Here is a 12691-nt window from a genome sequence, read left to right on the forward strand (position 1 = left end):
CTGATCACAGCGGCGGTTCCTGAGGCTCTCCAACTGTCCATAAAGGATTCATCGAGAGCCGATTCGTCCGATTGATCACCCTTTGCCCGTGTTATCAAGTCCGTGAAGGCCTCCTTGAGGGACTCTGAGTCCCTCAAGGAGGCCTTCACGGACCATCGACACCATCGACCTTCGTGGGCGAACAGTCGCTGCCCGAACGGACGGTACGTACTGGAGCCGGGCTACCCGACCTGGGCGAACATGTCCGACACGCGACCGCCCCGCCGGCCTTAAGCTCCTGGCATTGACCCTGAGAGTAGGGAAGGAGGCCTTCACGGACCTCCAAGCTCGTGTTCCCGGCCGCTCACACCTCGGCACGGGCGACGATCGCCCGGGTGTCCACACCGGAGGGAAGGGTCCCGAACGCGACACCCCAGTCGCCGCCCAGCCGTGACGCGCAGAACGCGTCGGCCACCGCCGGCGCACCGTGGCGGACCAGCAACGAGCCCTGCAACACCAGCGCCATCGACTCGACCAGCCGCCGTGCCCGGTACTCGATGTCCGACAGATCCGACAGTTCTTTGCGCAGCCTGCCCGTCGCGTCGTCCAGCCGCGAGTCGGCACCGGCGGCCTGCTCGACCTCCGTGAAGTACGCCGCCACCGACTCCGGCTGCTTGGCCATCGCCCGCAACGCGTCCAGCGCCGCGACGTTGCCCGAACCCTCCCAGATCGACATCAGCGGAGCCTCACGGTAGAGCCGCGGCATCCCCGACTCCTCGACGTACCCGTTCCCGCCAAGGCATTCCAGCGCCTCCACCGCGTGCGACGGACCGCGTTTGCACACCCAGTACTTCGTCACCGCGAGCCCCAGCCGCCGGAACGCCTGCTCCTGCTCGTCATCCGGCCGGTCGGTGGCCGCCGCCAGCCGCATCCCGACCGTCGTCGCCGCCTCGGACTCCACGACGAGATCCGCCAGCACGTTGCCCATCAGCGGCTGATCCACCAGGTTCGCCCCGAAAGCCCGGCGATGCCGAGCGTGGTGGACGGCCCGCACCGCGCCGTACCGCATCCCTGAAGCGCTCCCGACCGCGCAGTCCAGCCGGGTGTTGTTCACCATCTCGATGATGGTGCGCACCCCGCGGCCCTCCTCGCCGATCAGCCAGCCGATCGCGTCGTCGTACTCGATCTCCGACGACGCGTTGGACCGGTTGCCCAGCTTGTCCTTCAGCCGCTGCAACCGGATGCCGTTGCGCGAGCCGTCGGGCAGGACACGGGGGAGGAGGAAACATGACAGCCCACCCGGCGCCTGAGCCAGCGTCAGGAACATGTCCGACATCGGCGCCGAGGTGAACCACTTGTGCCCGACGATCACGTAGCTGCCGTCACCGACCGGTCGCGCCGTGGTCGTGTTCGCCCGGACATCCGAACCGCCCTGCTTCTCCGTCATCGACATCCCGGCGATCAGCCCGCGCTTCGTGCTCGGCTCACGCAGCCCGAAGTCGTACTCCGTCGAGGCCAGCAACGGCTCGTACCGCTCGGCCAGCTCCGGATTGAACCGCAGCGCCGGAACCGCCGCGTACGTCATCGAAATCGGGCACGTGTGCCCGGCGTCGACCTGGCCCCAGACGTACATCTTCGCCGCCCGCGCCGCGTGCGCGCCCGGCCGGGAATCCCGCCACGGCGCCGCGTGCAGCCCATGGGACACCGCGACGTCCATCAGCTCATGCCAGTACGGATGGAACTCGACCTCGTCGATCCGGTTCCCGACCCGGTCGTGCGTCCGCAGCACCGGCTCGTTCTCGTTGACCAGCCTGCCCCACTCCTGCGCCTGCTCGCTCCCGGCCAGCCTGCCGAGAGCGTGCACCTCCGCGGCCGCCCAGCCCGCGTCCGCCCGCTCCAACCCCTCCAGCAACGCCGGATCCGCGGCGACGTCGTACTCCGCCAGCGGCGGGACCTGGTTGGTGACCTCATGAGTGGCCGGCATCGGAACCTCCCAAAGAACGCAGGACGAAAGTGCGCAGCCCGGACACGTCGTCCGCACCGCCGGTGGTCAACGGGCCGATCAGCACCTCGGCCGCCGCCCCGACGAGCGCCGCCGCGGTGACCTCGGCGTCCTGGGCAGGCAGCACCCCGGAACGGACGCCGTCGGACACGTGCTGGGCCACCACATCGCGGAACGCGCGCCGGAACACCAGCCGCTCGGCCTCGATCGGCGCGTCGACAGGCTCGGCCAGCAGCGCGTAGGCCATCCGCGGCGTCTTCAGCGCGCGGCTCGCGAAGGTGTCGAAGACCGCCACGACCCGCTCCTGCGGCGTACCGGGTCCCTCCGACACCGCCCGCACCGCCTCGACCTCACGCGTCACGACCTTGCGGAACAGCTCCACCACCAGCGCGGCCTTGGTGGGGAAGTGGCGGTACACGCTCCCGACCGCCACCCCCGCCCGCTCCGCGACCGCCGACACCGAACATCCCGCGTACCCGCGCTCGGCCAGCTGCTCCATGGCGGCGGCGAGGAGGGCGGCGCGCTGGGCGTCCAGACGCTCCTGGACCTTCGGTGTACGGCGATACGGCACTCAAGAAGTGAAGCACTGATTCACATCTTCAGTCAAGGGACCCTGGCCAGCTCCCCGACCGCCTTGGCGATGCCCTTCTTGTCATAAGCGCCGGTGGGCATCGTCGCCGCGTGCGCATGCCGGACCACCCCGTCCCGGTCGATCAGCACACTGCCCGACTGCTGCAACATCTTCTTCGACAACCCGAAGGCCTCATGCGGCGTGACACTGCGACCAGTAACCACGCGCAGCGACAACCCACGCTTCGTCCGCCACGCCTTGGCCTCCTCCCGGCCCTCCGGCACAGCGATCACCACCCGCACATCAGCGGCCGCGAACTCAGCCGCACGCGCCACGAGGTCCTTCACATGGCTGTTGCAGACCGGACAAGTCGTCGACCGCATGAAGTAGAGCAGCACGTTCTCCTTGCCACGGAACTCCGAAAGCCGGACAACCTGCCCGGTGGTGTCTTCCAGCACGACCTCGGGTGCCACAGAACCGGTTTCAAGCATGAAAACTCCTCAACAGATCAGGAAGCGGGGCTGTCGAGAAAGGCACGGACCGACGCCCGCGCCCGGTGCAACCGGGACTTCATCGCCGCCGTGCTCAGACCGAGCGCGTCAGCCACCGCCCGGCCCGAATGCCCCTGGATGTCACGCATGATCAAGACGCGACGCTGATCGGCGGGCAACTCCGCGATCGCCTCGGCCACTCGCAGCGCCTCCAGCCGATCCAAGGCGTCGTCCTCCGCCGAGACCATCGCGACGGAACCCGCCAGATCGTCACCACGCAACGCCCGACGGGCCCGCCGGAGACATTCGTTGCGCACGATCCGGAACATCCACGACGCGAGCGCACCGGTTGCCCGCAGAGAGCCGATCTTGCGATACAGGATGATCAGCGCCTCCTGCGCCGAATCCTCCGCGTCCTCCGGCGAAGCACACAACGAGCGCGCGAACCGCTGCACATGCGGATGGGAACCCGAGACCAAGGCGGCGATGGCGGACGCGTCCCCGCCCTGCGCCGCCACGATCAACGACTCCCTCGGCCACTCGGTCTCCACGACAATCTCCTCCCACGCCGAGCTTGTCCCGGCCCTTACAAGAGTCAGGACCCACACCAAAGGATTCAGCCCACCCCCGAGAGCCCCACGTGACCCCGCTCACCCCCTGACGGCCTCACCGACAAACCCGATGCCCCCGCTGCCCGCCGGTGGCATGATCGCCGCCATGACTTGGACCGCCCCCGAGGTGACCCGCCCGTCCGGCGACACCGCCGCCGACGAGCACATCCTCCTGCCCAGCCTGCTGGCCTGGCACCGCAGCACCTTCCTCCACAAAGTCGCCGGCCTGACCGGGGAACAACTCGCCACGGCATCGGTCCCGCCCTCGAACCTCACCCTCCTCGGCCTCATCCGCCACCTGGCCAAGGTCGAACGCATCTGGTTCCGCCTGCGCTTCGCCGCGGAAGACATCGAACCCCTCTACGACCCCGCCCTCGGCAAGGACCACGACTTCGAAGTCCTCGACGCCACCAAAGCCGAAGACGCCTACAACACCCTCCTCGAAGAAATCCGCCTGGCCGACGAAGCCGCCGCCCGAGGCTCGCTCGACGACACCTTCGACGTCAACGGCAACCCCTTCTCGCTGCGCATGATCTACGTCCACATGATCGGCGAATACGCCCGCCACAACGGCCACGCCGACCTGATCCGCGAACGCGTCGACGGCTACACCGGAGCCTGACGATGGAATACGGATTCGTAGGAGCGGGCGAGATCACCGCCGCCATCGTCGAAGGCCTCAGCAAGGACATCACCGAGCCGCCGACGATCTACCTCTCACCCCGCGGCCGCAGCGTCGGACAAGAACTCTCCGCCCGCTTCGCGAACGTCCACGTCTGCGACAGCAACCAAGCCGTCGTCGACAACGCCACCACGATCATCCTCGGCGTCCGCCCGCCGATCGCCCGGGAAGTCCTCACCGAACTCACCTTCCGGCCCGAACACATCCTCATCAGCGCGCTCGCCGGCGTCCCCCTCAGCCAACTGCGCGAATGGGCCGCACCCGCCACCGAGGTCGTCCGCAGCATCCCGCTGCCCCCGGCCTCCCGCCGCCAAAGCCTCACCGCCATGTACCCCGACAACGCCGAAGCACGCGCACTCTTCGACAGCATCGGCGGCAGCGTCGTCCCCGGCGAAGAGCAAGACCTCGACATCTTCAGCGCCGCGACCGCCACCTTCGCCGCCCACCTCGACTACCTCGGCACCATCGCCGCCTGGATGACCGACCAAGGCCTCGACGACACCATCGCCACGACCTTCACCAGCCACATCTTCGGACAGCTCGGCCAAGCCCTGCTCCACCACCAGGGCTCACTCGAAACCCTCACCGGCAAACACATGACCCCCGGCGGGCTCAACGAGCAACTCCTCACCGACCTGCGCACCGACCGCGTCCCCGACACCGTCCGGCGCGCACTCGACGGGATCCTCACCAGACTGCGCGAGAAATGACGATCATCGCCAGGCTCCGCGCGGCCGGCTGCGTCTTCGCCGAAGACGAAGCACACCTCCTAACCACCGAAGCCCGCACACCCGCCGAACTCGACACCATGGTCCAACGCCGCATCGACGGCGAACCACTCGAAGTCATCCTCGGCTGGGCGGAATTCCACGGACTCCGCATCGTCGTCGAACCCGGCGTCTTCGTGCCACGGCGACGATCCGAACTCCTCGTCCGCCACGCCCTCACCCTCGCCGAACCAGGAGCGGTCGTCCTCGACCTCTGCTGCGGCACCGGCGCACTCGGCGCGGCCATCGCCGCCGAACTCGGCGAGATCCGGCTCTACGCAGCAGACATCGAACCCGCCGCCGTCCGCTGCGCCCGAGCCAACGTCGCCGACGCCGGGGGAGAGGTCTTCGAAGGCGACCTCTACACACCCCTACCCGAGTCACTGCGAGGCCAGGTCGACCTCCTCGTCGTCAACGCCCCCTACGTCCCGACCGACGCCATCGCCATGATGCCGCCCGAAGCCCGCGACCACGAACCCCGCGTCGCACTCGACGGCGGACAAGACGGCGTCGACGTCCACCGCCGCGTCGCCGCCGAAGCGCCACAATGGCTCGCACCAGGCGGGCACCTGCTCATCGAAACCGGGGAAAGCCAAGCCGCGAGCACCGCGGAAGCCATGGCGCACAACGGTTTGACCCCCGAAGTGATCACCGACGAAGAGCTGTACGCGACGATTGTCGTCGGTGCCGGGGGATAAGGTGCCCGCCGTGACCGACTACCTCGACACCACCCGCACCGCCTACGACACGGTCGCGGCCGACTACGCCGAAATCCTCCGCGACCACCTCGCCGGATCCACCTGGGACCGAGCCACCCTCGGCGCCTACGCCGAACTCGTACAGGCCGCGGGCAAGGGCCGCGTCGCCGAGATCGGCTGCGGACCGGGCCGCATCACCGAGTACCTGCACAGCCTCGGACTGGACATCTACGGCGTCGATCTCTCGCCGGAGATGATCGCCGTCGCCCGGAAGTGGTACCCGCACCTGGAGTTCCAGCTCGGGGAGATGCCCGGTTTGTCCATTGAGGACGGCGCACTCGCCGGCGTCGTCGCGTGGTACTCGATCATCCACACCCCAAGAGAGCGGCTGCCCGAGATCTTCACCGACTTCCACCGGATCCTCGCCCCCGGCGGCCACCTGCTGCTCGCCTTCCAGGTCGGCGACGAAGTACGCCACATCGAGCACGCCTACGGGCACGACATCTCCTGCGACGCCTACCGGCTCCAGCCGGAGAAGATCGCCGAACAACTGGGGGAGGCCGGGTTCACCGTGCTGTCCAAACTCGTCCGCGAGCCATCCGAGGAGTTCGAGCGCACCCCGCAGGCCTACCTGATCGCCCGCAAGCCCTAGCTCAGGGACGCCGAGCCTCGACGAGCCAGGCCGCCGAGTCGTAGAACACGCCTCGGTCGGTCTGGTGCTCGGCGAGATCCGCCCGCAGGGTCTCGACGGCCTTCGCCCGCGCGGCCTCGTCCAGATCACGCAACCGCCCGCCATGCTGCTCGACGATGAACTCAGCCGCGTCATCGACGTCCTGACCGAAGTACATCGGCCGATGCACGGCCGTCGACCGGACACCGGTGTACCCCGCGGAGGTCAGCAGTTCTTCGGTCGTGGCCGGATCGCTAAGCGCGAGATCCACCGACGGCACCTCACGACCGGCAGCGAAGATCGTCCGGAACGTCGTGATCCACTCATTGAGCCGAAACGGCTGCCACGTCAGCAATACGAGACGCCCACCAGGCCGCGTCGCCCTGGCGAGATTGGTGAACGCGGCCAGGGGAGTACCGAAGAACATCGATCCGTGCCTGCTGATCACCACATCGAAACCCGCCTCGGGAAACGGATGAACCTGAGCGTCCACCTGCTCGAACGAGACGTTCGGAACACGCTCCTGCTCAGCGAGCCGACGAGCGACACCGAGCATCTCGGCGGAGAGATCCACCCCGAGCGCCGAACCTTCCGAGGCTCGGCGAGCCGCGTCCCGCGTCGTCTCACCGGCGCCGCAACCGACATCGAGGACCCTGTCCGAAGGTTCAATGGCGGCCGCCGAGAAGAACATCTCGCGGTACGCGGCGACACCGTCGTCGAATCGCTGCGCGCGCTTCGCCCAAAGCGCGCCCTCAGTACCGTTCCACGCCGTCAGCATCCGTTCGTTGGATGGATCGACACGCACAGCGGTGCTCTCGGACATTTCGGCCACCCCCCAGGTTTGATCTCTGGGAACGACCCTAGCGTGACTCGTCAGCGGAACGCCGCGACATTCCTGACCGCCCATTCAGCGAAGGACCGCGGCGCACGACCGAGTACCCGCTCCACGTCCGGGCTCACCCGCAACTCGGCCGGACTCGGGGAACCGATGATGTCCAAGGTGTCGTGCGCGAGCTCCGCCGGCATACTCAGCACCATCCCCGCCTCGGCCTCGGCCCGGGTGAGCTCATGAAAACGCACCGGAGAGCCCAGCGCGTCAGCGAGAGCGGCCGCCTGCTCGCGCGGCGTGACCGCCGCCGGACCGGTGAGCTCGTACACCTCACCGAGATGCCGATCGTCCACCAGACACGCGGCCGCGACCTCCGCGATGTCCGCCGGATCGATGATCGGCACCCCGGTGTCCCCGAACGGTGCGGCCACCACCCGCCGCGATCGCACGGACTCCGCCCACCACAAGGCATTGGAGGCGAAGCCACCCGGCCGCAGGATCGCCCAGTCCAAACCCGACTCCCGCACCACGTCCTCCAGTGCGCGCATCGCGATCCGCGTCGTACCGAACGGTCTGGTCGCCACACCCTGCGAAGAGAGCAAAACAACCCTGCGAACCCCGCTGGCCGCAGCCTGGCCGATGATGTCGGCAGGGTTGGCCCCGGTGGCATGCAGGTCACCGGAAAGCAGCAGGAACAAGGCCTTCGCCCCGCTTAACGCTTGCTCGAGCCCGGCAGGCTCGGTAAGGTCCGCCACCACATGCCGACCCCCACGCGGCGCCTCCACGATGTGCCGCGACACCGTCGTCACCTGCTGTCCCGCCTCGACGAGCGCCTCGGTCAACGGCCGGCCGATGTTTCCGGTAGCCCCGGTCACCACGATCATGAACAGCTCCTTCATCCGACGTTCTCTGTGGTCAGAACGCTAGAATCCGGGCTTACCTTTAGTAAGTACATACCTTGAGGTAAGCTCCATACGTGGAAGAAGGCGCGCAGATCACCCAGGTCCGAACCGAGACGCGGTATGAGGTGTTTCACACCGACTGCCCGGCGCGTGACATGGTCGATCACGTGACCAGCCGATGGGGGATCTGGGTGCTGATCTCCCTGCAGAGCAACGATCTCCGGTTTTACGAGCTACGCGAGAGCATCCGGGGGATCAGCGAGAAGATGCTCGCCCAATCCCTGCGCGTGCTCGTTCAAGACGGCCTGGTCTGGCGGAAGGTCGAGCCCACGACACCACCCCAGGTCACCTACGGACTGACTGACTTCGGCCGGGATCTCGGCGAGCCGTTAGGGGAGTTGTTCGACCGGATCACCCGACGACTGGGGCCACGCGAGGCGAAGTAGCGCCGGCCTCGTCACCCCATACCTGCATCTCCAGAGGCATGGTCACGGTGCCACCGACGGACAACTTCTCGAAATGGCCACGGAGTTCGCCGTCGCCACCCAGGTAGACCGCGACGTTGTTGCCAGGGGAGTAAGGAACATCCTCGACCTGACCGTCGACGTCGCAAGCCATCAGCGTGTATCCGTGCGGGGTGTCGAGCGGGGCGTGCATGACCGTGTCGGCGTTGGGTGAGCCCGGCGAACCGAAATCCGCGATCGTGCCGATCTCCAGCTTGCCGCCGAGTGCCTCCCGGTAGAACTCCATCGCCTTCTGAATTCAAACGTCCTTCGTCAGGTATTCGCAGCGAGATCCGTCAGCACGAAGGGGAGCTGACCGGCGCCCAGACGGCCGGGCGTCCCACGCGTTACTTGACATAATGTACATTATCGGCACTTGAACTGACCTCGATAACAAAGGTCGAGAGGGGCCTCTGACGCACACCGAAGGACCTCTCGAGTGCATGTCATGCAGGAAGCGTTCCTTGCCGCTGTTGGATCTGGCCGCGGTAACCCGAGGGGCTCATCCTTCGCCCTGGAGGCATCTTGAGGTCACCGGACGCATGGGTGGCCCCCAAGGGCGTGAAACGGATGACCAATCACTCGACCTCAATACGTCACTGTGACGAATCAACAGGACGTCCCTGGAGGCAAGGATGGGTGGACGCGACGGTTTGGCCGCTTCGCAGCCCTGGCCGGCGTCCCGGCCGACTGTCCCGAGGATTGGTCGGCGGCCGGGCCAGCAGAGTGTCATGAGGGGTCCCCATGGGACGAAAAAGTGTCATGAGGACCCCTCATGACACTCCAGACGGTGGCGAGCGAGCTGGGATCCCCCGCAAAGGGTTTCCGGAGGCATCACTCCGTTTCATGCATAATAGTGATTATGCATGAAACGGAATATAACCCAGTGTAAGACTGTCGGTGCCATGCGGTACAAGATTCCCATGAGGGTTTCCGAGGCACAGCAAGCCTTTTTCGCCGCACGTCGTCCCCGTAAGGATTCTCCTCACACCACCGACGCCTACCGCCGCGACCTCGCCGGCATCACGGCTCTCCTGCTCGACGAGCTGGACCACTCCCCTGACGAACTCACCGTCGAGATGCTCACCGCTCAGGCGCTCCGAAACGCCTTCGGCGCCTTCGCGGACACCCACGCGAAAAGCTCGGTCCTGCGCGCTTGGTCCACCTGGAACCAGTTTCTCACCTTCTGTGTGTCCGACGGGCTCTTGGCGGGCAACCCGATGGGCGCGGTCGCCCGGCCGAAGGCGCCGCCGTTGACGCCGAAACCGTTGCGGGGTGAGGAAACTCCGGAGCAGTTGCTCGCGGCCGCGGCGGATGGATCGCGTCGGACGCGGGATCCGTGGCCGGAGCGGGACGTGCTGGTGATCGCGCTCGGTCTGGTCGCCGGGTTGCGGGCGGCGGAGATGCGAGCGCTGACGGCGCGGTCGCTGGTCGGGCGTCAGGGTGAGATGCGCCTGCACGTCCACGGCAAGGGAAGCCGGGATCGATCGATCCCGGTGCAGCCGATCATGGAGAAGATCATCGAGGAGTACCTGGCCTCGTGCCGCCGGCGCTTCCCGCAGCAGCGGTTCGGGCCCTCCACTCCCCTCCTCCGGGATCGCGCGGGTGAGCCGATCGGCCGCGGCGCGCTGGAGTACCTGGTGAAGTCCTGCTACCGGTGGGCGGGGCTGCACGACCGCGTGCCGGTCGGGGCGAATCTGCACGCGCTGCGGCACACTTTCGCGACGAGGCTGGCCGAGGATGGGGCCACGGCGTCGGAGATCATGGCGCTGCTGGGGCATGCGAGTCTGGCGACCAGTCAGAACTACATCGAGGCGACGGGTCGGGAGCAGCGGGCGGCGGCCGCGAGCAATCGGACTTATCGGGCGTTGGACGGGATTCTGTAGGTCAGCGGAGCTGTTCGAGGTCTTTCGCGGCTTGGGCGATTTCGTCGGCCAGGCCGCGGAGTTCGGCCGGTGAGGCGCCGTCGTCGGCCGCGGTGACGATGTCTTCGGCGGCGCAGCGGAGTTGGAAGAGCCGGTCCTGCAGGGCGGCGATCTCGGTGTCGGAGAGGACGACGGCGTCTTCGGGGAGGCCGCTGCGTTGGAGAGCGGTCCGGCGTTCGTAGGCGCGCTGGCGGCAGGATTGCCCACAGTAGCGGCGGCGCCTGCCGACGTTGCCGCCCTGTTCGAGCCGTCGGCCGCACCATCCGCAGTGTTTGGGTGCCCCCGCTCGGCGTAGCTCGGACACCTCTTCGGCGGACGTCTTCGGCTGTTCGGCCACTTCCCTCACGGTTCAGACCCTAGCTGGCCATCGGATGATCATGCCGGGGCCACGACCGAAGTGCACACTAGTGGGGTGCCGACACTGTTTCCGTACCTCGCCGACCCGCTCCCGCGTGCGTTCGCCCATCGGGGCTGGCACCTCGGTGACCTGGAGGGTCTGGAGAACTCGTTGCCCGCTTTCCGGCAGGCGGTGACGGAGGGTTATCGCTACCTCGAGACGGACGTGCACGCGACGTCGGACGGTGTGGTGGTCGTGCATCACGACGAGTCTCTGGATCGGACGACCGACGGCGCGGGGTTGATCTCCCGGCAGACGTGGGCGCAGTTGCGGAACGTCAAGGTCGGTGGCCGTGCGCCGTTGTCTCGGCTGGAGGACGTCCTGGAGGAGTTGCCGGAGGCGCGGTTCAACATCGATGTGAAGTCGAATCAGGCCGTGGTGCCCTTCGTGCGGACGATCGAGCGGACGGGGGCGCATGATCGGGTGGCGGCGGCGTCGTTCTCCGACGCGCGGCTGGCGCGGATCCGGAAGCTGGCCGGTCCGAAGCTGGTGACGGCGATGGGGCCGCGGTCGGTGGCGGTGATGTGGGCGAACGGGTTCTTGCCGTTGGTGTCGTTGCGGGCGTTGTCGCGGGGGGCGATGGCGCAGGTTCCGGTGCGGCAGGGGCGGTTGAAGGTGGTGGACCGGGCGTTCCTGCGGCAGGCGACTCGGGTGGGTTTCGAGGTGCACACGTGGACGGTGGACGATCCGGTCGAGATGCGGATGCTGCTGGATCTGGGGGTGCACGGGATCGTGACGGATCGGCCGGATCTGCTGCGGGAGGTGCTCCGTGAGCGGGGCGCTTGGCCCTCCTGACTCCCGTGTTTAGTCCTCTGGATGCGTTTTCGAGCCGCATCCAGAGGACTAAACACGAGGGGTTACCGAGGTGGTTTGCCATTCCAGGCGGCGTCCCAGGTCTTGGGGCCGAGGCGGCCTGAGTCGTTGATGCCGTTGGCCCGTTGGAGGGCGAGGACGGCTTCGCGGGTTTTGTCGTAGTAGCAGCCTGTGCCGGTGAAGCCGTAGCCGAAGGCGTTCATCCTGAGCTGGAACTGCTTGAGCGGGGCGGCGCAGTCGCCGTAGGCGTAGACGACGCCGGGCCAGGCCGGCTGGGGGCCGCCGGGCGGTCCGGGCGGGGTCGGCTTCGGTTTGGGCGCAGGCGGCGGGGCGGGCAGTCCTCCCCCGCCGATGTAGGCGGAGTCCTCGTAGGACGGGACGCGTTTGCTGCGGGCGTCGCCGTCGTTGCGGAAGCCGAGTTTGCCGGCGCATTCCCAGGGTTGCCAGCCGCGCATGCGGTAGAGGTAGAGGGCCCGGTAGTCCTGTTCGCGGGGGCTGGCCTGGTCGGGCCTGCCCTGGCCGCCGACGCTGCGCCAGGTGGGCAGGTCGAACTGGTAGGCGCCGTAATAGCCGTTGCCGGTGTTGATGTTGTAGCGCCCGCTCGATTCGCACATGCGGAGCTTGGCCCAGTGTGAGCCGTGGGGGTCCGCGGCGGCGGATCCGGTGGTGGCGATCTGCAGGCCCGTGACAGCCAGGGCGAGCAAAAGCGTTCTCGCCACTACGCGGTGTGCTGTGCGACGGCGATGGGTCCTCATGAGCGGAACAGTAAATACCGGACACTTGCTCCACAAGAGTCACACCTTGCCCACCAGCCTCACATGAAACACACATGACGCTTGGCAGCGACACGC

Annotated in this window: 16 protein-coding genes; 7 read left to right on the plus strand and 9 right to left on the minus strand. The window is 67.4% G+C overall.

The annotated features are described in order from the left end of the window. Positions 1–343: 343 nt before the first annotated feature. Genes ACZ7KI_RS17755 through ACZ7KI_RS17770 form a run of 4 tightly spaced genes read right to left on the minus strand, consistent with a single transcriptional unit; the run spans position 344 to position 3594 of the window. On the minus strand, positions 344–1963 hold the full coding sequence (locus tag ACZ7KI_RS17755) for an acyl-CoA dehydrogenase family protein (RefSeq protein WP_470274194.1): 1620 nt from the start codon (positions 1961–1963) through the stop codon (positions 344–346). Further along, positions 1947–2552: a TetR/AcrR family transcriptional regulator gene (locus ACZ7KI_RS17760; protein ID WP_470274195.1), complete on the minus strand. Its 606-nt coding sequence runs from the start codon at positions 2550–2552 to the stop codon at positions 1947–1949. The genes ACZ7KI_RS17755 and ACZ7KI_RS17760 overlap by 17 nt, the downstream gene beginning before the upstream one ends. A gap of 32 nt (positions 2553–2584) precedes the next feature. Then, positions 2585–3043 (minus strand): peroxiredoxin family protein, encoded by a 459-nt coding sequence (locus ACZ7KI_RS17765; protein ID WP_470274196.1) that lies wholly within the window; start codon positions 3041–3043, stop codon positions 2585–2587. Positions 3044–3060: 17 nt separating this feature from the next. Further along, complete coding sequence (locus ACZ7KI_RS17770; RefSeq protein WP_470274197.1) at positions 3061–3594, minus strand: RNA polymerase sigma factor; 534 nt, start codon at positions 3592–3594, stop codon at positions 3061–3063. A gap of 166 nt (positions 3595–3760) precedes the next feature. On the opposite strand from ACZ7KI_RS17770, the gene ACZ7KI_RS17775 reads away from it, so the two are divergent. Genes ACZ7KI_RS17775 through ACZ7KI_RS17790 form a run of 4 tightly spaced genes read left to right on the plus strand, consistent with a single transcriptional unit; the run spans position 3761 to position 6453 of the window. Next, a complete protein-coding gene (locus ACZ7KI_RS17775; RefSeq protein WP_470274198.1) occupies positions 3761–4276 on the plus strand; it encodes a DinB family protein in 516 nt (171 codons plus the stop codon). Positions 4277–4278: 2 nt separating this feature from the next. Beyond that, complete coding sequence (locus ACZ7KI_RS17780; RefSeq protein ID WP_470274199.1) at positions 4279–5046, plus strand: NAD(P)-binding domain-containing protein; 768 nt, start codon at positions 4279–4281, stop codon at positions 5044–5046. Further along, positions 5043–5801 carry a putative protein N(5)-glutamine methyltransferase gene (locus ACZ7KI_RS17785; RefSeq protein WP_470274200.1) on the plus strand — a complete coding sequence of 253 codons (759 nt, stop codon included), beginning with the start codon at positions 5043–5045 and terminating at the stop codon, positions 5799–5801. The genes ACZ7KI_RS17780 and ACZ7KI_RS17785 overlap by 4 nt, the downstream gene beginning before the upstream one ends. Positions 5802–5811: 10 nt before the next feature. After that, the gene (locus tag ACZ7KI_RS17790; RefSeq protein ID WP_470274201.1) at positions 5812–6453 is read left to right on the plus strand and encodes a class I SAM-dependent DNA methyltransferase; all 642 of its coding nucleotides are present in this window, start codon (positions 5812–5814) and stop codon (positions 6451–6453) included. Position 6454: 1 nt separating this feature from the next. Here ACZ7KI_RS17790 and ACZ7KI_RS17795 read toward each other — a convergent pair whose 3' ends face one another. Both ACZ7KI_RS17795 and ACZ7KI_RS17800 read right to left on the minus strand, forming a co-directional pair. Beyond that, a complete protein-coding gene (locus tag ACZ7KI_RS17795; RefSeq protein WP_470274202.1) occupies positions 6455–7294 on the minus strand; it encodes a class I SAM-dependent methyltransferase in 840 nt (279 codons plus the stop codon). 50 nt (positions 7295–7344) lie between these two features. After that, entirely contained in the window at positions 7345–8184 is an 840-nt protein-coding gene (locus tag ACZ7KI_RS17800) for an SDR family oxidoreductase (RefSeq protein WP_470274203.1), read from the minus strand. A 92-nt stretch (positions 8185–8276) separates the two neighbouring features. Here ACZ7KI_RS17800 and ACZ7KI_RS17805 point away from each other — a divergent pair, with 92 nt between their 5' ends. Further along, positions 8277–8648, plus strand: coding sequence for a winged helix-turn-helix transcriptional regulator (locus ACZ7KI_RS17805; protein WP_470274204.1), 372 nt, complete (start codon positions 8277–8279; stop codon positions 8646–8648). Here ACZ7KI_RS17805 and ACZ7KI_RS17810 read toward each other — a convergent pair. After that, on the minus strand, positions 8614–8952 hold the full coding sequence (locus ACZ7KI_RS17810; protein WP_470274205.1) for a VOC family protein: 339 nt from the start codon (positions 8950–8952) through the stop codon (positions 8614–8616). The genes ACZ7KI_RS17805 and ACZ7KI_RS17810 overlap by 35 nt on opposite strands. Positions 8953–9610: 658 nt before the next feature. Here ACZ7KI_RS17810 and ACZ7KI_RS17815 point away from each other — a divergent pair. Then, on the plus strand, positions 9611–10591 hold the full coding sequence (locus tag ACZ7KI_RS17815) for a tyrosine-type recombinase/integrase (RefSeq protein WP_470274206.1): 981 nt from the start codon (positions 9611–9613) through the stop codon (positions 10589–10591). A gap of 1 nt (position 10592) precedes the next feature. Here ACZ7KI_RS17815 and ACZ7KI_RS17820 read toward each other — a convergent pair whose 3' ends face one another. After that, entirely contained in the window at positions 10593–10976 is a 384-nt protein-coding gene (locus tag ACZ7KI_RS17820; RefSeq protein WP_470274207.1) for a hypothetical protein, read from the minus strand. 66 nt (positions 10977–11042) lie between these two features. Here ACZ7KI_RS17820 and ACZ7KI_RS17825 point away from each other — a divergent pair, with 66 nt between their 5' ends. Beyond that, positions 11043–11822, plus strand: a complete 780-nt coding sequence (locus ACZ7KI_RS17825) for a glycerophosphodiester phosphodiesterase (protein ID WP_470274208.1) — start codon at positions 11043–11045, stop codon at positions 11820–11822. A 62-nt stretch (positions 11823–11884) separates the two neighbouring features. Here the strand turns inward: ACZ7KI_RS17825 and ACZ7KI_RS17830 are convergent, their stop codons facing one another. After that, positions 11885–12595: a transglycosylase family protein gene (locus ACZ7KI_RS17830; protein WP_470274209.1), complete on the minus strand. Its 711-nt coding sequence runs from the start codon at positions 12593–12595 to the stop codon at positions 11885–11887. Positions 12596–12691: the final 96 nt, after the last annotated feature.

It is taken from the genome of Amycolatopsis sp. NPDC039088 (assembly GCF_055598845.1).

Bases quoted from the DNA above. Each gene is read 5' to 3' on its own strand.
- ACZ7KI_RS17755 (WP_470274194.1), bottom strand. From the start codon at position 1,963: ATGCCGGCCACTCATGAGGTCACCAACCAGGTCCCGCCGCTGGCGGAG.
- ACZ7KI_RS17765 (WP_470274196.1), bottom strand. From the start codon at position 3,043: ATGCTTGAAACCGGTTCTGTGGCACCCGAGGTCGTGCTGGAAGACACC.
- ACZ7KI_RS17775 (WP_470274198.1), top strand. From the start codon at position 3,761: ATGACTTGGACCGCCCCCGAGGTGACCCGCCCGTCCGGCGACACCGCC.
- ACZ7KI_RS17780 (WP_470274199.1), top strand. From the start codon at position 4,279: ATGGAATACGGATTCGTAGGAGCGGGCGAGATCACCGCCGCCATCGTC.
- ACZ7KI_RS17785 (WP_470274200.1), top strand. From the start codon at position 5,043: ATGACGATCATCGCCAGGCTCCGCGCGGCCGGCTGCGTCTTCGCCGAA.
- ACZ7KI_RS17795 (WP_470274202.1), bottom strand. From the start codon at position 7,294: ATGTCCGAGAGCACCGCTGTGCGTGTCGATCCATCCAACGAACGGATG.
- ACZ7KI_RS17800 (WP_470274203.1), bottom strand. From the start codon at position 8,184: ATGATCGTGGTGACCGGGGCTACCGGAAACATCGGCCGGCCGTTGACC.
- ACZ7KI_RS17810 (WP_470274205.1), bottom strand. From the start codon at position 8,952: ATGGAGTTCTACCGGGAGGCACTCGGCGGCAAGCTGGAGATCGGCACG.
- ACZ7KI_RS17815 (WP_470274206.1), top strand. From the start codon at position 9,611: ATGCGGTACAAGATTCCCATGAGGGTTTCCGAGGCACAGCAAGCCTTT.
- ACZ7KI_RS17830 (WP_470274209.1), bottom strand. From the start codon at position 12,595: ATGAGGACCCATCGCCGTCGCACAGCACACCGCGTAGTGGCGAGAACG.